Annotated in this window: 16 protein-coding genes; 10 read left to right on the top strand and 6 right to left on the bottom strand. The window is 64.9% G+C overall.

Going from position 1 to position 21,502, the window contains the following annotated elements:
• Positions 1-1,175: 1,175 nt before the first annotated feature.
• On the bottom strand, positions 1,176-3,176 hold the full coding sequence (locus C7449_RS17630) for a DUF2075 domain-containing protein (protein WP_210204752.1): 2,001 nt from the start codon (positions 3,174-3,176) through the stop codon (positions 1,176-1,178).
• 272 nt (positions 3,177-3,448) lie between these two features.
• Here C7449_RS17630 and C7449_RS17625 point away from each other — a divergent pair, with 272 nt between their 5' ends.
• The 5 genes from C7449_RS17625 (at position 3,449) to C7449_RS17605 (ending at position 8,568) form a co-directional block, all read left to right on the top strand.
• On the top strand, positions 3,449-4,276 hold the full coding sequence (locus tag C7449_RS17625; protein WP_108004211.1) for a transporter substrate-binding domain-containing protein: 828 nt from the start codon (positions 3,449-3,451) through the stop codon (positions 4,274-4,276).
• A gap of 130 nt (positions 4,277-4,406) precedes the next feature.
• Positions 4,407-5,687, top strand: a complete 1,281-nt coding sequence (locus C7449_RS17620; protein WP_108004210.1) for an NAD(P)/FAD-dependent oxidoreductase — start codon at positions 4,407-4,409, stop codon at positions 5,685-5,687.
• Positions 5,688-5,712: 25 nt separating this feature from the next.
• Positions 5,713-6,684 (top strand): amino acid ABC transporter permease, encoded by a 972-nt coding sequence (locus C7449_RS17615; protein ID WP_108004209.1) that lies wholly within the window; start codon positions 5,713-5,715, stop codon positions 6,682-6,684.
• Complete coding sequence (locus C7449_RS17610) at positions 6,674-7,552, top strand: DMT family transporter (RefSeq protein ID WP_108004208.1); 879 nt, start codon at positions 6,674-6,676, stop codon at positions 7,550-7,552. Before C7449_RS17615 ends, C7449_RS17610 begins: the two co-directional genes overlap by 11 nt.
• A 284-nt stretch (positions 7,553-7,836) precedes the next feature.
• Positions 7,837-8,568: a GntR family transcriptional regulator gene (locus tag C7449_RS17605; RefSeq protein ID WP_108004207.1), complete on the top strand. Its 732-nt coding sequence runs from the start codon at positions 7,837-7,839 to the stop codon at positions 8,566-8,568.
• A 168-nt stretch (positions 8,569-8,736) separates the two neighbouring features.
• On the opposite strand, the gene C7449_RS17600 is transcribed toward C7449_RS17605, so the two are convergent.
• Positions 8,737-9,576: a fumarylacetoacetate hydrolase family protein gene (locus tag C7449_RS17600; RefSeq protein WP_108004206.1), complete on the bottom strand. Its 840-nt coding sequence runs from the start codon at positions 9,574-9,576 to the stop codon at positions 8,737-8,739.
• A 122-nt stretch (positions 9,577-9,698) separates the two neighbouring features.
• On the opposite strand from C7449_RS17600, the gene C7449_RS17595 reads away from it, so the two are divergent.
• Positions 9,699-10,397 carry a GntR family transcriptional regulator gene (locus C7449_RS17595; protein WP_108004205.1) on the top strand — a complete coding sequence of 233 codons (699 nt, stop codon included), beginning with the start codon at positions 9,699-9,701 and terminating at the stop codon, positions 10,395-10,397.
• A gap of 140 nt (positions 10,398-10,537) precedes the next feature.
• Here C7449_RS17595 and C7449_RS17590 read toward each other — a convergent pair whose 3' ends face one another.
• Positions 10,538-12,049 carry an efflux transporter outer membrane subunit gene (locus tag C7449_RS17590; RefSeq protein WP_108004204.1) on the bottom strand — a complete coding sequence of 504 codons (1,512 nt, stop codon included), beginning with the start codon at positions 12,047-12,049 and terminating at the stop codon, positions 10,538-10,540.
• A 741-nt stretch (positions 12,050-12,790) separates the two neighbouring features.
• On the opposite strand from C7449_RS17590, the gene C7449_RS17585 reads away from it, so the two are divergent.
• Together C7449_RS17585 and C7449_RS17580 are read left to right on the top strand one after the other, a co-directional pair.
• Complete coding sequence (locus C7449_RS17585; RefSeq protein ID WP_108004203.1) at positions 12,791-13,009, top strand: hypothetical protein; 219 nt, start codon at positions 12,791-12,793, stop codon at positions 13,007-13,009.
• 314 nt (positions 13,010-13,323) lie between these two features.
• Positions 13,324-14,880, top strand: a complete 1,557-nt coding sequence (locus tag C7449_RS17580) for a VOC family protein (RefSeq protein WP_108004202.1) — start codon at positions 13,324-13,326, stop codon at positions 14,878-14,880.
• Positions 14,881-14,930: 50 nt separating this feature from the next.
• Here the strand turns inward: C7449_RS17580 and C7449_RS17575 are convergent, their stop codons facing one another.
• The 3 genes from C7449_RS17575 to C7449_RS17565 form a co-directional block, all read right to left on the bottom strand.
• The gene (locus tag C7449_RS17575) at positions 14,931-15,491 is read right to left on the bottom strand and encodes an NADPH-dependent FMN reductase (RefSeq protein WP_108004201.1); all 561 of its coding nucleotides are present in this window, start codon (positions 15,489-15,491) and stop codon (positions 14,931-14,933) included.
• 141 nt (positions 15,492-15,632) lie between these two features.
• Positions 15,633-16,586, bottom strand: a complete 954-nt coding sequence (locus C7449_RS17570; RefSeq protein ID WP_108004200.1) for a ring-cleaving dioxygenase — start codon at positions 16,584-16,586, stop codon at positions 15,633-15,635.
• Between the two features lie 479 nt (positions 16,587-17,065).
• Positions 17,066-17,866 carry a DeoR/GlpR family DNA-binding transcription regulator gene (locus C7449_RS17565; protein ID WP_108004199.1) on the bottom strand — a complete coding sequence of 267 codons (801 nt, stop codon included), beginning with the start codon at positions 17,864-17,866 and terminating at the stop codon, positions 17,066-17,068.
• A 255-nt stretch (positions 17,867-18,121) separates the two neighbouring features.
• On the opposite strand from C7449_RS17565, the gene C7449_RS17560 reads away from it, so the two are divergent.
• The gene (locus C7449_RS17560) at positions 18,122-19,006 is read left to right on the top strand and encodes a phosphotransferase (protein ID WP_108004198.1); all 885 of its coding nucleotides are present in this window, start codon (positions 18,122-18,124) and stop codon (positions 19,004-19,006) included.
• A gap of 8 nt (positions 19,007-19,014) precedes the next feature.
• Positions 19,015-21,462, top strand: coding sequence for a GcvT family protein (locus C7449_RS17555; protein ID WP_108004197.1), 2,448 nt, complete (start codon positions 19,015-19,017; stop codon positions 21,460-21,462).
• The last annotated feature ends 40 nt before the right edge of the window (positions 21,463-21,502 follow it).

The raw sequence follows: 21,502 nt of genomic DNA, 5'->3' as shown, positions 1-21,502 counted from the left end.
AGAAACCAGTAAGGAAAGCCGCTAGGTTAAATGGTCCAGACCGAGCTTGGGTTGACGATTGTCAATCCTTGGTCGCTGCGTCAGCGGGCTTCGTTGAAGCCGCCTCATCCTCACTGGCGATAAGGCCTGCCTCGCGCTCCCGCAGCTCGAGCTCGCGGAGCACGGCATCGCGGATGAATTTTGCGCGCTTTTGCTTGCCGACGAGGGCGTCTATGCGATCCGGCACAGAAGCCGGCAGTCGCACGACAGTCGCTTTCACATTTAGCGGAGGACGCCCCATGCGCTTGGGACTATCCGATATCGGAAAGTGTGTCAATTTCGCCCCCATGGTTGAATAAGCGATATCGTTTATAGTTATAACCGTTATCGCTTATTCATTCAATGCGAAACTTCCGCGCAAACCGATTCCGGCGCGCCCGTCGAGCGGGCCCCCCTCCAAATCCGAGGCTGCTAAAGGAAGGTTGCCGTTAGGGCAAACTCTCTCCAAGAAGAGCCCCGGCGGGATCCGGGGCTCAACCATGTGGAGGGTAACGCGGACATGTCTCCGGAGCGAACAGGTGGTTTGGGGCTCCCTGTTCTCGTGTGCGTGCCGGTCGCGGAGGGGGACGTTTCTCCGCGATACCGAAGACATGCCCGACCCAAGAATTATAGCACCCGGCCGGCCCCGATGCCATTCCCAGGTGCGACCACTGGGGCTGCGGCGCTGAGGCCGGGGGCAAACCTCGACGTCCGGCCTTCACCGGCCCCGGGTCGCATGCAAGCCCGGATTTTCAGCTATCCGCCGCCAATCGGAGCACTTCAAGCGAAAGGTTTGCCGTCAGGGCAAACCTGAAATTGGAAATTCGCCAGATCCGGCTGCGAAAGTCCGCGCGTACCAACGCGATCCTGAAGCGCAGCAGGGTGAATTATTTCAATGTCTTGAAGTGGCCTTAAAGGCTTTCTGGCGGATTTTATGGACGCCGTTGAAGCTTCGCGGCTTTCCGCCGTCTCGGCGGCGTTAAGGCGGTGTCTCGCCGCCGCCGCTGTCAAAATCCGCGCCGCCTGGTTCTCGGGCACGCGTCCGCAAACGCCTGATTTTTCAGGCCTTGCCGCCAGTTCTCGGATATTCCCGGCAGTTCCCGCCTTTTCCGGGTCCCTCTGTCAAACAACACTGTTCAACGTTCCGAGAGAGTTTCTTAAAGCTCAGGAATTCCGCACGCTTTTAAGAAGGCCATTGTCTGGTTGTAGAAGGATGGCGGCCGCGTGTAGTCGCGTTCATCACCTTTGGGGACGAAGATCACCATACCCTGCCGCGCCCTAGTCAATAGGACTCGATAGGCATTGGCCAGGTAAACGCGGCGGTAGGTGTCATTGATGCTCTGCCACTTGGACCCTTTGAAGGCGAAACACCCCCAACCATGGCGCTCCATCCGGAAATCCGCGTCCCAGCAAACGCCAGCCCAGTCAACCTCAAGCCCCTGGATATCAAACTCCGTCGCGACTTCCTCCAGGTAGTAGGATGAACGGATATCCTCTTTGCCGTTGAGAAACCAATTTGCCGGATCAATGCTTGCCTTCACGTGAATGCCTTCAGGCTTAAGCCGTGTGGCACCGGACGAGGCGACAAGCCCGAGCCGCTCCGAGCCCCTGGCGTGTTGTCTCAACCATTCCCTGGCGCATTGGATGTCACGTGTGAGTGCGAGCGGATAATTGCGGAGCGTAGAATAAATATCTCTCGCCCGCGCAGCATCACCTTCGATAACGGCGCCAACAAAGTCAGAAAGCCTTTCGGCTCGGTAAGAGCGGACTGAGACCGCGAGGTGTAACCCGCGTTGTTCCTCCGCATTGAGGTCGGTGAGTTTTTTACCGAGATCTTTGCCCCAGCTATAGTTGTCGTGCGTTAGCTGCCCTGAATGATATATGTCCCAATGTCGAAAACGCTTCGCTAGCGCATCGAACCATTCCGTGAGCCCTGCCTCGCCGGTGTTGATTTCTTGACCGCCGCCGATCAAGCAAACAATTGTGCACCAGTCTTTCCGGCGATCCATCACGCTAATGAGGAATTCGGGCTCGGACATATCGAAGCTCGATGCGCCCCGCTTTTGCACCATGAATTTTTCAGCGTGAGCCTGGTTCCAGGCTCGCTGGGCTTCATCGAACACGACCACATGCTCGACCGGCGGCGCGTCAGATCTCAGCCCTTCGTCGCGGAAGTGATGAATGTTTTGAATGAACGCGCTCACCTTCTGGATTGCCGCTTTCTTGTTAATCGGTTGGCCTTGCGCTCTGCTGCGTTCCACCTCATCTCTGGCAAGTGCTTCTCGCAGCACTAAGACGAGTGGTCCGTTCCCTGAAAGAAAGACGGCGTGCTCGGTCGTTCCCTCAACCTTCCGGGTCGAGATGTTGAGGCCTGCAAGCGTTTTGCCGGCGCCTGGGACGCCCGTCACAAAGCAGATCGACTTCCTTCCTCCAGTTCTCGATTTCGCGATGATCTCCGATATGCAATCCGCGGTGTGCGTCAGGTTCTTCGCTCCCGCATCTGCGCGCGAGATCTCTTCAACCGCATGCCCTTGATAAAGCGCTTGGGCCGCCTCAATGATGGTCGGCGTCGGTCTGTAGCTAGTATCAGACCACTGCCCGAAAGGTTCTTGATCTCCTTCAGAAACGCCCGGCGGCAAGGCTGTACTTTTGGAAATGGCCGAGAGCACGTAGTCGATGAGTGATCCAAGATCGTCGCAATTTGAAAACATGGGTTTCGCGACGTGATCATTGGACCAGTAAAGCTCATTGCTCTTTGGCTGTGCCTTCGTTGCGATTAGTATCGGCACGATAGCCTTGTCATGGCTGCCTTCGTGGAAGTTCTTCAGGTCGAGAGCGTAATCAACTACCTGGTCGATTGCATACTGGTAGAAATCTTCGGCGCCGGTCTTGTATTCAAGAACGAACACGACTCCTTGGATCAAGAGCACCACATCAGCGCGCTTACCCATCCTTGGAATAGTAAACTCAAAATAGACGTGCCCATATGGGAAAAGTCTAAGCTGATCCTTCAAATTCTCTATCTGGCGTATCCATGCATTTTTCTGCATTTGTTCGAGTGAAAAATTGTGATTGTTTGCCAACATTCCAAGTATATATTGGCTATCTTCTGCTATGAATGATGAAATCTTGTTTCCGTAATAGTAGCGATGCATCATTTCGTGTTGGATGTTCCGGATTCCAGAAGGTCAAATCCAACATGCAATCCATGATTTAAAGAATCGCTTACGTTCGTGTCTGCCTGATTGCAGTTCTCCTTTGCTGCCGCCCCACGCCACCCACCATCCTCATTCCGCATCGCCTCATGCCGGGCTTTCATGGGAGGGCTGCGGTTGGCTCCTTGACTCCGATCGGGGGTTTTTCTCTAATCGCGCGTTGTCAGACATCTTACCGACATTGGGGAGGCTGACGACGGCAACAGGAGGATTGCGTGAAGAAACTCATTGCACAGCTCGCGCTCGGCATCGCGACGCTCGCCTTCGCGGCGACGGCCCAGGCCGGCGAGACGCTCGACCGGGTCATGACGAACAAGACGCTGGTCGTCGCCACCAACAGCGGCTGGCCGCCGCAGAGCTATCTCGACGACAGCAACCAGCTGGTCGGCTTCGACATCGACGTGTCCAAGGAAATCGCCAAGCGCCTCGGCGTCGAGATCAGCTTCGAGACCCCGGACTGGGCGACGCTGACCGGCGGCCGCTGGCAGGGCCGCTACGATCTCGGCGTCGGCTCGGTGACGCCCACCAAGGCGCGCGCCCAGGTGATCGACTTCGCCGGCATCTATTACTACAGCCCCTATGTCTACGTCGTGCACAAGGACAGCGAGGCCAAGTCGGTCGAGGACCTGAACGGCAAGGTGATCGGCGTCGAGACCGCCACCACCTCGGAAGACTTCGTCAACCGCCGCCTCGAGATCGACGCGCCCGGCCTGCCGCCGATCGAGTACAAGCTCGAGCCCGGCGAAGTGCGCACCTTTGCCGACTCCATGCTGCCCTTCGACGACCTGCGGCTCGGCAGCGGCGTCCGCCTCGACGCGGTCATCGCGCCGGAGCAGACGGCGCTGAACGCCATCAACAACGGCTATCCGCTGCGCACGCTCGAGGGCGAATACGCCTTCCGCGAGCCGCTCGTCGTCATCGCCGAGAAGGTCGATCCGGACTGGACGAAGAAGGTCGGCGAGATCATCACCGAGATGAAGACCGACGGCACGCTCGCCGCGCTGACCACCAAGTGGTACGGCAAGGACTACGCCGCCGACTGACGCGCCAAGGCAGGTCCCGTGAGACAGGGTTTCACGCGGCCCTGCCTTTTTGTATCCAGCCATCAGACCGGACGGCGGGCGGCATCCGGCCGCCCGTTGCTCACGTCCCGCCAACCAGTGAATGCGACCCATGGCCTATCCCGACACCTACTACAAGCGAACCATCAGCGACGCCCGGGCGCGGCCGGCGCTCACCGGCACGATCGAGTGCGACACCGTCATCGTCGGCGGCGGACTGGCGGGCCTGACGACGGCGCTGCAGCTTTGCCGCGCCGGCCGGTCGGTCGTGCTGCTGGAGGCCGAAAGCGTCGGCTTCGGCGCCTCGGGGCGCAACGGCGGCTTCGTCAGCCCCGGCTTTGCCACCGGCGGCGACGACATCGCCCGCATGGCCGGCACCGAGGCGGCGCGCAGCATCCACCGGCTGTCGATCGAAGGCGTCGACTTCGTCCGCGACACGATCCGCGAGCTCGGCATCGAGGCCGCCGTGCCGCAGCCCGGCATCTCCAGCGTGCTGCGTTACGACGGCGGCGACACGCTGAAGCGGCATGCCGAGGCGATGGCCAAGACCTACGGCTACGAACTCGAATATTTCGACACCGACCGCATCCGCTCGGTGCTGAAATCGAAGCGCTATTTCCAGGGCCTGCGCGATGGCCGCGCCTTCCACATGCACCCGCTCAACTATCTGCGCGGCGTGGCAGCGGAGATCGAGCGGCTCGGCGGGCAGATCTTCGAACATTCGCCGGCCGAGCGCTGCGAGCTCGACGGCGCCGAGAAGGTCGTCGCCACCGCCGGCGGCCGGGTCAAGGCGCGGCAGGTGGTGTTCACCACCGGCGGCTATACCGGCGGGCTGAACCGGCGGCTGAAGCGCGCCTTCCTGCCGATCGCCACCTATGTGATGGTCAGCGAGGAGGCGCCGGAGCTGATCCGCTCGGCGATCCAAACCACGGACGCGATCGGCGACAACCGCCGCGCCGGCGACTACTACCGCGTCATCGACGGCGGCAAGCGGCTGCTGTGGGGTGGACGCATCACCACGCGCGCCGCCTCGACGGCCGCACTGGTCGCCGAACTGCGTGCCGAGATGACCGGCACCTATCCGCAGCTTTCAGGGCTCAAGACCGAACTCGCCTGGTCCGGGCTGATGTCCTACGCCCGCCACCTGATGCCCCAGATCGGCCAGATGCAGCCCGGCGTCTGGCACTGCACCGCCTTTGGCGGCCATGGCCTCAACACCACGGCGATGGGCGGCAAGCTGATTGCCGAGGGTATTCTCGGGGAAAGTGACCGCTACAAGCTCTTCAAGCCCTTCGGCCTCGTCTGGGCCGGCGGCGTGGCAGGGCTGGCGGTCGCCCAGCTCACCTATTGGAAACTGCAGGCACAGGACTGGTGGCGCGAGCGCGCTGCCTGACCGCCTGAGGGGGAGGGGACACGAAATGATCGGCCGACTGATACTCAACTATCCGGATGCCGCGCAGCGCGCCGGGATTTTCTTGCTGCTGGCGTTCGTCACGCTGGTGATCTACCAGCTCGGCGTCAGCCCGGCCTGGATCGGCCATCTGGTGCCGGCGACCACCGCCTGGCTGACGGAGAACCCGGCGCTCGGCCGGCTGGCCGGCGCCGTGCTGATCGCGCTGATCGCCGCGGCGAACTGGAAGGCGCTGCGGCAGCTGTCGCGCCGCCAGCAGATCATCGGCGTCTGGCTGGAGCTCTTCGTGCTCCTGATGCTGTTCTTCTACTCCTTCGACCTGTCCTTCGCCTTCATTGCCAAGAAGGTCGGCTTCCTGGTCTCGCAGGGCGTGGTGACGACGCTCTACATCTCGGCGATCTCGATCGTCATCGCAACCGTGATCGCGCTGGCCGGGGCGATCGCCAAGCTGTCGAAGAACGGCGTCGTCTACGGGCTCGCCACCTTCTACACCTCGCTGTTCCGCGGCCTGCCGCTGCTGATGCAGATCTACATCATCTATCTGGGCCTGCCGCAGGTCGGCTACGTGATCGGCGCGGTGCCGGCCGGCATCCTGGCGCTGTCGCTCTGCTACGGCGCCTACATGACGGAGATCTTCCGGGCCGGCATCGAGAGCATCAACCGCGGCCAGACCGAGGGGGCGACGGCGCTCGGCCTCAGCCCGACCCAGACGATGGCGCTGGTCATCCTGCCGCAGGCGATGCGGGTCATCATCCCGCCGACCGGCAACCAGTTCATCGCCATGCTGAAGGATTCCTCGCTCGTCTCCGTCGTCGGCGTATGGGAGCTGATGTATCTGGCGCGCACGCAGGGACAGACCGAGTTCCGCCACATCGAGATGCTGATCACCGCCTCGATGATCTACTGGATGCTGTCGATCGTGCTCGAATATGTGCAGTCGCTGATCGAGGCCCGCTTCGGCCGCTTCAATGTCCGCTGACGCCGAGGCCACCCCGAAGCTCGCGGCGCGCCCGAACCTGCGCGCCGCCATGCTCTGCCTGCTCGCCTTTGCGGTGTTTTCGGGCACCGATGTGCTGGTCAAACTGCTGGCGCAGCACTTCGCCGCGCCGCAGGTCACCTTCATGGTGACGATGGCGGCCCTGGTGCTGCTGCTGGCCCAGGCGGCGGCAACCGGGCAGGGCGGCTCGCTGATGCCGCGCTATCCGGGGCTTGCCATGCTGCGGGCGCTGCTGCTCGCCGTCGATACGCTGCTGATCCATTACGCCTTTGCGGTGCTGCCGCTGGCGGAGGCCTATCTGCTCGCCTTCCTGACGCCGGTGCTGGTGGCGATCCTGGCCTTCGTTCTGCTCGGCGAGCGGCTGTCGGTGCTCGCCTGGAGCGGCGTGCTGCTCGGCTTTGCCGGGGTGGCGATCGCGCTGCGCCCCGGCGTCGCGCCGCTCAGCCTGGGCCACGCGGCGGCAGCCGGCTCGGCGCTGGTGTTCGCGCTGTCGCTGCTGCTGCTGCGCCGGGCGAAGGCGGCGGAGTCCGACATGGCGCTGGTCTCGACGCTGCTCGTCGTGCAGGCGGCGCTGGCGCTTGCGGTGACGGGTCCTGCAGGAGGCCTGGCGCTGCCGGGGCCCGGCGACATCGCCATGGCTGTGGGCGCCGGCGTGCTTCTGCTGGCCGGTCACATGCTGCTGGTGCGCGCCTTCCGGACCGGCGACGCCTCGGTCGTCGCCCCGTTCCAGTACAGCCAGATCGTCTGGGGCTGTCTCTACGGGGCGCTGATCTTCGCAGCTCCCGTCGAACTGCACACGCTCGCCGGGGCGGCGGTGATCGTCCTGTCAGGATGGCTGGTGCTGAAATGACAGCCGCGCGGCGGCGGTAAGGGTGGCGGGCCATCAGGCCGGACGGCGTGGTTGGTACGTTGCCTCGCAGGGACCGGTGCGGGTTTCCATGCTGCCGACTTCGCGGGCCTGTATCATGTTGTAAGACAACTTGCCTGGTGAACCGGGGTGAAAGCGGCGGTATGCGACATGGAGTGGCGTAACTCGGATATTGCGGGCAGGGCGAGGGCAAGGCTCGAAGCTTGACGTCGCTGTAATCGTCAGACAAGAAACGTGACAGGCCGAGCGTTTTTCGAGGTCAGCAATTGAACGAGCCCCTTCGCGACACGCGCACCCTGGTCCAACAGCTTCGCGACCGCATCGCCGAGCTCATTCGCGACGAGGGGCTCGGGCCGGGTGACAAGCTGCCGACCGAGGCGCAGTTGACGCAGCGCTTCAAGATCTCGCGCCCGGCCCTGCGCGAGGCGCTGAAACTGCTCGAGCAGGACGACGTGATCTATGTCGAGCACGGTCGCGGCCGCTTCGTCTCGGCCATGGCGGCGGTGCAGGTGGAGCGTCCCATCACCGTGTTCGAAAGCGTCACTGAACTGGCGCGACACTATGGCTATACGCCCGTCAACAAGGTGCTGTCGATCGCCGATGAACCGGCGGACAAGACGGTGGCAGAGAAGCTCCAACTCGCCGCAGGCGCGCGGGTGGTACGCCTGGAGAGGCTGCGCCTCGAGGGCGACGAGCCGATCCTCTACTGTATCGACTATATTCCGCGCAGCATCATCCCGGTCCGGCTCTACGACATCGACTGGAGCGGCTCGCTGCTGGCCCTGCTTGAAGAGTACAAGCAGCGGCCACGCATGTCGGCCGCCACCGTGTCGGCCGTGCTTCTGCCCGACGAGGTGGTCGAGCGCCACGATCTGCGCGGCTTCGGTCCGGCCCTGCTAATCCGGGAAGTCTGCTTCAATGCCGCAGGCACGCCGGTCACCTATGCGATCGACTATCATCGCGGCAGCCATTTCTCGTTCAGTTTCGTCCGCAAGTAGGCCTGCGGACGCGCGGATGAAGCGGAAGACGGCCTCACCCAGGCGCTGAAGCAAAAAATTTCGCTGACACGCCTTGGTCAAATGCCTTTGGGCGTCGCTTGCGCGCGGCCAGAGCCGGGCAGGCGAGGCGGTAGCGGCGGGCGCTGTGCGCGCGACCGCCGAGGGCCGTCAGCCCTGCGCGACGCTCTGACGTTGCGTGCCCAGGCCGTCGATCGAGACTTCCATCCGGTCGCCCGTCTTGAGGAAGCGCGGCGGCTTCATGCCCATGCCGACGCCCGGCGGCGTGCCGGTCGTGATGACGTCGCCCGGCTCGAGAATCATGAACTGCGAGATGTAATGGACCAGGAAAGGCACCTTGAAGACCATAGTGGCGGTCGAGCCGTGCTGGACGCGCTCGCCGTTGACGCTGAGGCTCATGGCGAGGTCGCTCGCATCGATCTCGTCGGTGGTGACGAGCCAGGGCCCGAGCGGGCCAAAGGTGGGGCACCCCTTGCCCTTCGTCCACTGGCCGCCGCGATCGAGCTGGTAGCTGCGCTCGGAAATGTCGTTGCAGATGCAGTAGCCGGCCACATAGTCGAGCGCCTCGGCCTCGGAAACATAGGTGGCGCGGCTGCCGATGACGACGGCGAGTTCCACCTCCCAGTCGGTCCTTTCCGAGCCGCGCGGGATGAGGATGGTATCGTCCGGACCGCCGATGCATGACGGCGCCTTGTTGAAGAGCACCGGCTCGGCAGGCACCGGCATGCCGCTTTCGGCGGCATGATCGGCGTAGTTCAGCCCGACGGCGATGAAGTTCCCAACCGAGCCGACGCAGGCGCCGAGCCGCTCGCCGGCCGGTGCCATCGGCAGGCTAGCCGGGTCGATGGCCCGAAGACGTTCCAGGCTTTCACGGCCGAGCACGTCGCCGGCGATGTCGCTGACCACGCCGGAAAGATCACGGACGTTGCCGTCCGCATCGATCAGCCCGGGCTTCTCGCTGCCAAATTTCCCGAAGCGCACAAGTTTCATGTGGTGATCCTCCCGTGGTGCCGCCGTTCCGGCGGCGTGTCCCGCCGATTTCAGTTGCGTTCCACCTTCCACGAGTCCTAGATGCTGTCAATGATTTTCGAAAATATGTCAGGTTTGGCAAAATGAACGCAGCAGGCACGAGCCGAAGCGCCAAGCCGGGCGGGCGCACCCTGGCCAACGATGCCTATGAACGGGTTCGGGCGGCGATCCTGACCGGCCGCTTCCGGCCCGGCGACCGGCTGCGCTTTGCCGACCTGCAGGCGCTCTGCGGTATGAGCGTGACGCCGGTGCGCGAGGCGCTGGCTCGATTGACGGCCGAAGGCTTCGCTGTGCTCGACGACCACCGCGGCTACAGCGTCGCAAGCCTGTCGCTGTCCGAGTTGCGGGACATCACCGCCAACCGCAAGCGCTGCGAAGGCGAGGCGCTGAGGCTTTCGATCGCCAGGGGGGATGCGGAATGGGAGGCGCGGATCGTCGCGTCCCATCACCTGCTCTCCAGGCTGCCGCAGGGGCGCGAGGACATGCCGTCGGTGATCAGTGCCGGCTGGGACGCCCGGCACGCTGCCTACCACCAGGCGCTGATCTCGGCCTGCGGGTCGCCGATCCTCCTCGACATCTGCGCCCGGTTGTTCGCGCATGCGGATCGCTACCGGCGAATTTCGGTCAGCCTTGCCGGAGCGCAGCGCGACGCGGCTGCGGAGCACCGGCTGATCCTGGAGAGGGCGCTGGCCCGTGATGCCGACGCTGCGGTCGAGGCGCTGCAGGCCCACTACCAGAACACCGCCGATGCGATCGAAGCCTTCCTCGAAACCGCCGGATGAGCCATGAGGAGGGGCGGCGGCCGATCCGGCACCCGCCGCGCTGTTCGCTGCCGGTGGCAATTCGGCCCGCGCGAGCGAAATGCCCCCGAAACCGGAAAGCTTCGAGGGCATCGGGATTTTGTGGTTGGAACCCGTGCGGCTTACTGCGTGAACGGGGCTGAGCCGTTGTCCTTCACGACCGGTGCCTTGCCGACGACCTGGGCGACGCGCGGCGCCTGCGTCGGCACCGGCGTGTCGATCGACGAGCCACCGCCGATGGCGACATTGAGCGCGGCATAATCGGTTGCGAGCGTCCGAATAGAGGAGGCCAACGTCAGACGGCTGTTTGCCACGTTGCGTTCGGCATCCAGCACGTCGAGGATGGTGCTGGCGCCGCCGCGGTAGCTCTCGCGGGCCAGTGACAGGGCTTCCTCGTTCGAGGCCACGAGCCGGCGCAGGGCGGCCACGGTCTGGTAGTCGCGGATGAGGGCCGCCTGGGCGCTCTCCACTTCCTCCACCGCGTTCAACACCGTCTGCTTCCAGGCGAAGTACTGCTGCTTGGCCTGCGAATTGGCAATGTCGACCTGTGCCTGCAGCGCACCGCCGGTGAAGATCGGAATGATAAGGTTCGGCCCGAACGACCAGCCGGTCAGGTTTCCGGTGGCGGCGCTGATGACGCGGGAGGCGTTGATCGTGCCGTCGAGCGTCAGGCTCGGGTAAAGCTGCGATTCGGCCACGCCGATCTGGGCGGTCGCGGCGGCGAGGGTGCGCTCGGCCCGGCGGATGTCCGGCCGGTTGCGGATCAGGTCGGCCGGAATGCCAGCCTTGGCGGAATAGCGCGGCATCGGCTGGCCGCTGCCGGCGAGAAGGCTCGGGGTGACCGTCGAGGCCGGAACGCCGAGCAGCGTCGCTATCCGGTTGGCCGCCTGGTAGAAGCCGATCTCGAGCGGCGGGATTTCGGCGAGCGTCTGGTTGACCAGACCTTCGGCCTGGACGACGTCGAGGCTGGACGCCGCACCCGCTGCGCGGATATCCTCGGTCAACTTCAGGGTCTCGCGCCGCGAAGCCAGGTTCAGGCGGTCCAGCGCCAGCGATTCCTGGTAGAACCGGGCGCTGATGTAGGCGGTCGTCAGGTCGTTCAGATAGGCGACGCGGGCGACGTTGACGTCGTTGTAGACCGCATCCAGGTTCGCGTTGGCCGATTCCCTGGCGCGGCGGTACTGCCCGAACAGGTCCAGCAGCCATGAGGCACTGCCGGATGCAGCCAGGGTCTTCGACTGGGTGTGGCTTGGGCCAGTAATGCCCGGCACGCCGGACTGCTGCGCGCGCAGCAGGGATCCGTCCTGTCCCGCAACGGTAGCATTGGCGTTGGCGCTGATCTGCGGCCATGCGCCGGAACCGGCGAGAACCACGTTGGCCTGGGCCTCGGTGATCCGCTCCATCGCCTGAAGAACCGTGAGGTTCTGGTTCATGCCCTGTTCCACCAGCGCATTGAGCCGCTTGTCGTGATAGTTTTCCCACCAGCGATTGAGCGTGACGTCGCCTGCGGACTTGGCGGCCGATTCGGAGAACTTCACCGGCAGAGCTGCTTCAGGTGTCCGGTAATCGGGGCCGACGACGCATCCCGATAGGAGCAGCATGGTCAGGGGCAGAAGGGACTTTACAATCTTCATGGTCTTCCCCGAGCCCCTTGCAGTGCGGGCTCACAAACTCGATTCGAAAAATTGTCGCGTATTGTCCATCAGTATGGTTAACGCACTTACAACGGTCACAGCCTAAGGCAGTGGCCAGAATCAGCATGCCCACCATAGCTAGCCGAGAAACATTGCCAATCGATTTTCATGCCGGTGCGGTGCCGGAAAGGCGCGAATTAACATCTTCTGTTGCGTTTTGGTCCCGGTTGGCGGTCCCCATACCTCGCCTGGCGGGTGCCCGGGCTGCCATTTCTACTCCTTTTGCGCGAAGATTCGGCGTTCAATTCCGGGCGATTCTGCCCGGATCGCGAGCAAATGCCGCTGTCGTGCGTCGCGCAAGTTCATTTCAAGGGATTAGTGCACGTGCGAACTATTTTCTTTGAAACGATTTGTCACGCGACTGTCACGCAATAAAATCCCAAAAAATCCCGCTTCACATTGACATCGCCGGCCCAACCGATTATCTGGTCATGCAGCGTGAGGGCCCACGCAACCAAGTCTGTCCGGCCTGTCTCCACCGCCATCATCGCGTGTGGCCTAACCAAGGGAGTGTGAACATGCATCTCAATGCCTACATCGCCTCCGCTGGTGATGTTTTCTCCTGTCGCGGAACGAAATTCGAGAAAATGTATTCGGCTCCCTGCCGAATGTGACCCCGTCTCCACTTCGATCGAAACGCAAGACTATGTTGGCCGTGCATGCCGCATGGCAGGAGCCATTATGGAAAAGCAAGTCATTGAAATCGGCGGCGAAGCCGTCGGAGTCGTCGTCCCCGACCAGGACCGGCTGAAGTTCGTCGCCGTGAAATACCACGTCTGGGATCTGGATTCGAAACGCTTCAATTCGGCGGACGAGGTGCGTGCCGCGATCCGCAAGCTCATGAACGACCCCGCCGCGGCCGCCCGCCGCGCCGCGTCGCAGAACCTGACTGCGGCCTGATCTCCATTTCGGGCGTGCCGGCGTATTCGCCGGCCCCCTTCCACCCCCGCAACGACTACCATCTCCCAGCGGACCACCGCGGCCTTCCATTGGTCGCGGTGGTCCTTTCGCGGACCATCTTCCCCTCAGGTAGGTGGATCGCCACGCGTTGGGCAATGGACATCACCGACCCCTTTGGCCGAGATGTTCGGCGCTGCTATCCGCGGCTTGACGGCGCCTCGCGCCCGGCGCAAACAGTGGACACAGCGTCCATGGCGACGGCTCTGGCCTGGGCGCCGGATACCTGCTTGGGTGTTCGTCCACGGAGATCGGACATGACCAGCGGCATTCATCACATCACCGCAATCACCCGCAAGATTCAGGCGAACGTGGATTTCTACGTCGGCTTTCTGGGCCTGCGCCTCGTCAAGCGGACGGCGGGCTTCGAGGACGCCGACCAGTTGCACCTGTTCTACGGCGACGCGGTCGGCTCACCGGGCTCGCTGCTCACCTTCCTGGCATGGGAGGACGGGGCGCCGGGGCGCGTCGGGACCGGCCAGCCGGCGGAAATCGCCCTGTCGATCCGCCCCGAGGCGATCGGCTTCTGGCTGACGCGAGCGCTGACCTTCAACATGCCGCTGAGCGGCCCGGCGCCGGAGTTCGGCGAGCCGGTGTTGCGACTGAAGGACCCCGACGGGATCATCGTCAAGCTCGTCGGCGATGCCGGGCCGCTACCGGCGCCCGCCAGCATGGCGGGGGACATCCCGGCGGAGGAGGCGGTGCGGCGGATAAGGGGTGCGACCATCTTCAGCGACCAGCCGCAGGCGACGGCCGAGTTCATCGCGCGGCATTTCGGTTTCCGACCGGTGGCGGAGGCCGGCGGCATCCGCAGGCTGGTAAGCGAGGCGGCGGACGTGCTCGATATTCGCGATGCCGGCGGGTTCTGGACTTCGGCGCCAGGCACGGGCACGATCGACCACGTGGCGTTGCGGGCTGCGGACCGGGCCGCCGTCGAACGGGTCGGGGCGGCGCTGCGGGCCGAGCGGGCGGGCGCCACAAACATGCACGACCGCACCTACTTCTACTCCCTCTATGTGCGCGAGCCGGGCGGTGCGTTGCTGGAATATGCGACGGACGGGCCGGGCATGCTGGTCGACGAGATGCCGGAAACCCTCGGCAGCACCCTGTTCGTGCCCCGACACTTCCGCACCGATCCGCACGACGTGCGGGCGCGGCTGCCGCAGTTCGGCCTTCCAGGAGAAGAAAGAATGACCCAGCGAGACCTGCCCTTCGTCCACCGCGTCCACCGGCCGGAACAGGCCGACGGCACCGCACTCGTCCTGCTGCACGGCACCGGCGGCAACGAGACCAGCCTTTTGCCGTTCGGTGCCCGGGTCGCACCAAACGCGACGCTTCTCAGCCTCAGGGGGCGGAGCACCGACGAGGGCTACCCGCGCTTCTTCCGCCGCCTGACGACGACGACCTTCGACCAGAACGAGATCGTCTCGGAAGCCGCCGCCCTTGCCGCCTTCATCGAGGAGGCGAACACCGCCTACGGGCTCGATCCCGACAGAACCGTGTTCCTCGGCTACTCCAATGGGGCCAACATGATCGGCGCGACCATGCTGCTGCACTCCGGCGTGATCAGGAACGCGGTGCTGCTGCGGGCGATGAACGTGCTCGAGAATGCCCCCGAGCCCGACCTGTCGGGCGCGCGGGTGCTGATGGTGACCGGCCAGTCGGACCCCTACGGTCCATATGCGGCGGCGCTCGAGACCAAGCTCAGCCAGGCCGGCGCCAGCGTCGACAACCGGCTGCTGCCGGCCGGGCACGACATCGGCCCGGCCGACGCCGACCTGGCGCGGCGGTTCATGGAGAAGGTCGTTCGGTAAAGGATGGCGGCGCTGGCGCTACCAATAGGTAGCGCTGCCGCTATCGGCCGTCAGCTCTGCCGTTCCCGGACGAAGGCGACGAAGCTTTCGACGAAGTCGCGCAGGCGCTTGTCGGTCGCCTCGTCGACGATCCGGCCATCGGAGTCGAACACCGAACCGGCCTTCGAGACCATCAGCTTCATGCCGAACCAGGGGCGGGTCCTGAGCGTGCGCATCACCGGCAGCCAGGCTTCCTGCGACAGGACTGTGCCGAAATTGCCGGGCGAGGCGCCGGCGATGGCGAAGGGCTTGTCGGAAAACACCCGCGAGATATCGGCGGCCGGGCGGGTCATCCAGTCGATCGCGTTCTTCAGCACGCCGGGGATGGAGTTATTGTACTCGGGCGTGAACAGCATGACCCCGTCTGCGGCTGCCACGAGGTCTTTCAGCTTCGCCGCCGCCTCCGGCACGCCGTTTGCGGCTTCCTCGTCGCCATCATAGAGCGGAATGCCGCGGATCGAGCCTTCGATGATCTCGACGCCGTCCGGCGCCATGGCGATCGCCGCCCGCATCAACGCGGTGTTGAACGAGCCCTTGCGCAGGCTTCCCGAAATCGCGACCAGCTTCGTCATCTCTCTATTCTCCTGTTGCCGGCGTTCCGGGACGCAACGCGCGATGGTCTCGTCCCGACGCCATCAAACAAAACCCCGGCGGGAAGGCAAATGTTTCCGCCGGGGTTGGTCGTGTCAATCGCAAGCTAGCCATCGGCGTTGTTACACAAGCGGCTTCAGGCGGGCCTCGATCTGCTCGCGGCGCGGCTCCAGGAAGGGCGGCAGCGACAGGCTTTCGCCGAGCGTCTCCAGCGGTTCGTCGACCGTGAATCCCGGGCCGTCGGTGGCCAGCTCGAACAGCACGCCGTTCGGCTCGCGGAAGTACAGCGAGCGGAAATAATAGCGCTCGACTTCGCCGCTCGAGGGAATGCGGAAGCCGCGGACCCGCTCCGTCCAGGCATGCAGCGCCTCGACGTCGGGGACGCGGAAGGCGACGTGGTGGACGGCGCCGGCCCCCTGGTGGGCGGCCGGCAGGTCAGGCTCGACCGCCACATGCAGTTCCGCCGCCGGCCCGCCGGGGCCCATGGAAAAGACGTGCACCTCGCCCGCGCCGTCCGGCGAGGGATAGGTCGAGGTCCTGGTCATGTTCATCACCTGCACCAGCACCGCCTCGGTGGGGCGCAGGTCGGGCACGCTGATCAGGATGGGGCCGAGGCCCTTGATCTGGTGCTCGGCCGGGACAGGGCTCCTTTCCCAAGGGTTGGAGGGGGCGCCGCTGTCGTCGACCGTCAGCCGGAAGCGCTGGCCCTCGGCATCCTCGAAATCGAGCGTCTGCCGGGCACCGACTTCGCGTATGTCGCCGGCGAGGACCTTCAACTCGTCGAACCGGGCCTTCCACCACTGCAGCGTTTCCAGGCTGCCGACGCGAAGACCGGTGCGGGCGATGCTGTGCGTGCCGCGGCGCTCGCGCCCGACCGGCCAGTCGAAGAAGGTCAGGTCGGTGCCGGGGGAGGCCAGGCCATCGGCATAGAAGAGGTGATAGGCGCTGGTGTCGTCCTGGTTGACGGTCTTCTTGACGAGACGGAGGCCGAGCGTGTGGGTGTAGAAGCGCAGGTTCTCCGCGGCCTGGGCGGTGATCGCCGTCAGATGATGGATGCCGGTCAGTTGCATCGTCATGTCTTTGTCCTCCGGGCTTGGGTTGTGCCGAGGCACTGTGTTGACCGGAATATCACCCCGACGAGCTTACTCTTAAAGAGAGCGGCGTGCGAACGCTGAGTTCTGTTTTATCGAACGGCCGCGGAACTTCTGTTCGCAGCAGGTTGCCGTGCGCGGGGCGAAGCGATCCGGTCCTTTCCGCGCTGCACAAATGCTGTGCGATTTCTGCGCCGCTGCCGGTGAATTAGGCGGCGCCGTTCGCGGCAGCCGCTTTGGCGTCCACGCCGACGTCCTGAAACGGAGCAGTTTGATCTGGCACGGTTTCTGCATCAGGTTCGGCGTGGTCCAGAGGGGACCCGCAAGAGAAGCGTCCACGAAGACTGCTCCGGAAATGCCGTCGTCCAGCGCCAGCGTGCCGAAGTCACGCCGGCCCTGACGGCGGCATTTTTGTATGTGCCCGCTTGGTCCTGGTGGCGTCTGCCTCTTTTGGCCGGGAAGCCTCAGGCGTCGCGGGCGCTGGCCAGCATCAGCCGGACGCCGTTCTCTTCGAGCATGCGGCGGATGTCGGCCGGCGGCTCGGCATCGGTGACGAGGACGTCGTAGGTATCGGGCGGGGCGATGGTGATGGGGGCGGAGCGGCCGAATTTCTGCGCGTCGGCGACGATGATGCGGTTCTGCGCGTGGCGCGCGGCGACCCGCGAGATGTCCGCCTCCTGCATGTCCTGCAGCATGAAACCGGCGCGGGCGTTGATCGCCGTCACCGACAGGATGGCATGCTGCAGGTTGAAACGTTCGATGTAGGTCAGAGCCTCGATCCCGAAGGTGCCGGCATCGTGCGCCCGCAGTTCGCCGCCGGCAATGTGGACGCGGTTGTTGTTGCGGGTGGCGAGCGCGTGGGCGACCGACAGCGAATTGGTGACGACGAACAGGTCGCGGTGCTTCTGCAGGGCGACGGCGATGAAGGCGGTGGTCGAGCCGATGTCGAGAAACAGGCTGTCGCCGTTGTTGACCATGGCCGCTACCTTGGCGGCGATCAGGCGCTTCGCCTCGGGATTGACGCTCATGCGGAAATGCAGCGGCTGCTCGCCGACGCTGTCGGCGATGTGCACGCCGCCGTGCACCTTGGTGACGAGGCCGTTCGCCTCGAGCGTGCGGATGTTGCGGCGGATCGTTTCCTCGGAGACCCGCAGCCGCTCGGCCAGGAACTGGATGCGGCTGGAGCCGCCGGCGAGCCGCAGCTCGTCGAGGATCTCGCGCTCGCGCTGGTTGGAAAGCACCGGTGGATTGTTCGCGATGTCCATGCCGCTCCCCCGCGCCGTCGTCCGGTCCGCGCCGGTTCGCGGAATGCTGTAGTGGTTCTGGCGATCGGCGGCGAGTGCGCTTCGGGCATGAAAGCCAGAACTGCCGCGCAGCCTCCGGCCATTCTGCCGCAACTTGCAACAAAAAACCATGCCGATGATCGCTTTTGTGGAATCGTCTTGACAGGCTTGCAGCGGTGCGGGAACGTCGGCGCAACACGCCCGAGGCATAGCGGTGTGTCCGGGAGGCGAGCAGGCATGGATCCGGCGGCGCTTGAGATGATCCGTTCGCTGCCCCTGTGGAACGGCACGCCGGAGGTGACCGTCCTGAAGGGCGGAATCACCAATCGCAATTTTCGGGTCGTGGACGGAGGCCGGTCCTACGTCGTCCGGCTCGGCGACGACATCCCCGTCCACCACATCAGCCGCCAGAACGAGCTTGCCGCGAGCCGCGCGGCCCATGCCGCCGGGATCTCGCCGGCGGTGATCCATCACCAGCCGGGCGTGCTCGTGCTCGACCACATCTGCGGCCGGACGCTGACGCCGGAGGACGTCCGCTCGCCCGCCTGCCTCGAACGGATCGTGCCGCTGGTCAGGGCCTGCCATCGCGAGACGGGGCGGCACTATCGCGGCGGCGCGATGATCTTCTGGGCCTTCCACGTCATCGAGGACTATGCCGCGACCCTTGGCGACGCCGGCAGCCCGCATGCGGGGCGGCTGGAGGGACTGCTGCGGAGGTCGCGGCAACTGGAGCGGGCCGCCGCACCGTTCGACATCGTCTTCGGCCACAACGACCTGCTCGCCGCCAACTTCCTCGACGACGGTGAGCGCCTCTGGCTGATCGACTGGGATTATGCCGGCTACAACACGCCGCTGTTCGACCTCGGCGGGCTCGCGTCCAACAACGAACTCGGGCAAGACCAGGAGAAGTGGCTGCTGGAGGCCTACTTCGAACAGCCGCTTCGCGACGAGTTGTGGCGGCGCTACCAGGCGATGAAATGCGCCTCGCTGCTGCGGGAAACGCTCTGGAGCATGGTCTCCGAACTGCATTCGACCATCGATTTCGACTACGCCGCCTACACCGCCGACAACCTCGCCCGCTTCGAACGGGCCTACGAGCGTTTCCAGCAGCTGGAAGCATAGGAGCGTGCATGAAGGAACTTCCGGCCAGCGCCAGGGCCGTCGTCATCGGCGGCGGCATCATCGGCTGTTCGACCGCCTATCACCTGGCCAAGCTCGGCTGGACCGACACCGTGCTTCTGGAACGCAAGAAACTGACGTCGGGAACGACGTTCCACGCCGCCGGGCTGGTCGGCCAGCTGCGCACCAGCGCCAACATCACCCAGCTGCTCGGCTATTCGGTCGATCTCTACAAGAGGCTCGAGGCCGAGACGGGCCTCGGGACGGGCTGGAAGATGAATGGCGGCCTGCGGCTAGCCTGCAACGAGGAACGCTGGGCGGAGGTCCGGCGGCAAGCCACGACCGCGCGCTCCTTCGGCCTGGAGATGGAGCTGCTGACGCCGAAGCAGGCGCAGGACCTCTGGCCGCTGATGACGATCGATGACCTGGTCGGCGCGGCATTCCTGCCGACCGACGGCCAGGCCAATCCCTCCGACATCACCCAGGCGCTGGCGCGCGGGGCGACGATGGCGGGGGCGGCGATCTTCGAGGACACGGAGGTCACCGATCTCGAGATCGACGCCGGGCGCATCCGCGCCGTCGTCACGGCACGGGGCCGGATCGAGTGCGAGCGGGTCGTGGTCTGCGCCGGCCAGTGGACGCGGGCCTTTGCCGCCCGGTTCGGCGTCAACGTGCCGCTCGTGCCGATGGAGCACCAGTATCTCATCACCGAGGCGTTCGGCGTGCCCTCCAACCTGCCGACGCTGCGCGACCCCGACCGGCTGACCTATTATAAAGAGGAGGTCGGTGGCCTGGTGATGGGCGGCTACGAGCCCAATCCCGCCCCCTGGGCGGTGAGCGGCATCCCGGAAGGCTTCCACTACAGCCTACTCGATCCCGATCTAGGGCGCTTCGAGCAGATCATGGAGCTGGCGCTCGGCCGCGTGCCGGCGCTGCAGACGGCCGGGGTCAGGCAACTGCTGAACGGGCCGGAGAGCTTTACGCCCGACGGCAACTTCATCCTCGGCGAGGCGCCGGCCTTGCGCAATTTCTTCATCGGCGCCGGCTTCAACGCCTTCGGCATTGCATCGGCCGGCGGCGCCGGCATGGCGCTCGCCGAGTGGGTGACCAAGGGCGAGCCGCCGTTCGATCTGTGGCCGGTCGACATCCGCCGCTTCGGCCGGCCGCATTTCGACGCCGACTGGATCCGGCGCCGCACGGTCGAGGCCTACGGCAAGCACTACGCCATGGCCTGGCCTTCGGAGGAGCACTCAAGCGGGCGGCCCTTCCGGACCTCGCCGCTCTACGAGCGGCTGAAGGCGCAAGGGGCGTGTTTCGGCGAGAAGCTCGGCTGGGAACGGCCGAACTGGTTCGCCGACCTTTCCGCCGGCGAAACGCCGCAGGACGTCTACACCTTCGGCCGGCCGAACTGGTTCGCCGCCGTCGCCCGCGAACACCGGGCGGTGCGGGAGAGGGCGGTGATCTTCGACCAGACCTCGTTTGCCAAGTTCGCGCTCAAGGGCAGGGACGCCGAGCGGGCGCTGTCCTGGATCGCCGCCAACAATGTCGCGCGCAAGCCGGGCTCGGTGATCTACACGCAGATGCTGAACGACCACGGCGGCATCGAATGCGACCTGACGGCGGCGCGGATCGCGGACGACGAGTACTACATCGTCACCGGCACGGGCTTTGCCACACACGATTTCGACTGGATCGCACGCAACATCCCGGCCGGACTCGATGCGACGCTGAAGGATGTGACGGAAGACTGGTCGGTGCTGGTGCTGATGGGGCCGAGATCCCGCTCCATCCTGCAGAAGTTGACCGACGACGACGTGTCGAACGAAGGCTTTCCCTTCGGCACCGTCCGCAACATCACCGTCGCGGGTCTCGCCGTGCGGGCCATGCGCATCACCTATGTCGGCGAACTCGGTTGGGAACTGCACCTGCCGGTCGCCGGCGCCGCGGCCGTCTACGACGCGCTGATGCAGGCGGGCAGGGCGGAGGAGTTGGCGAATGCCGGCTATCGCGCGCTGGAAACCTGCCGGCTGGAGAAAGCCTACCGCGCCTGGGGATCGGACGTCGGGCCGGATCATACTCCGGTCGAGGCGGGGCTCGCCTGGGCCGTGAAGACCGGTGGGCAAGCCGATTTCCGCGGCCGGGCGGCGGTGGAGCGCCAGCTTGCCGAGGGGGTGCGGAAGATGCTCGTCTGCTTCGTGCCGGACGATCCGGAAACGGTGCTGTTCGGCCGCGAGACGATCTATCGCAACGGCGAAAGGGCCGGGTGGCTGACGAGCGGCGGTTTTGGCCACACGATCGGAAAAGCAATCGGCCTTGGTTACGTGCGCAACCGGGCCGGCGTCGATGCGGACTATGTGCGGTCCGCCGCCTATGAACTGGACGTCGGCGGACAACGCCTGCCCTGCACGTCGCATCTGGCACCGCTCTACGACCCGTCCGGCAAGCGGATCCGGAGCTGACGGCACCGGCGCAAGCGTCGGGCCCTCCGGCGTTTCGGCA

Source organism: Mycoplana dimorpha, from assembly GCF_003046475.1.
Classification (GTDB): domain Bacteria; phylum Pseudomonadota; class Alphaproteobacteria; order Rhizobiales; family Rhizobiaceae; genus Mycoplana; species Mycoplana dimorpha.
This window is presented reverse-complemented; position numbering and strand designations above follow the sequence as displayed.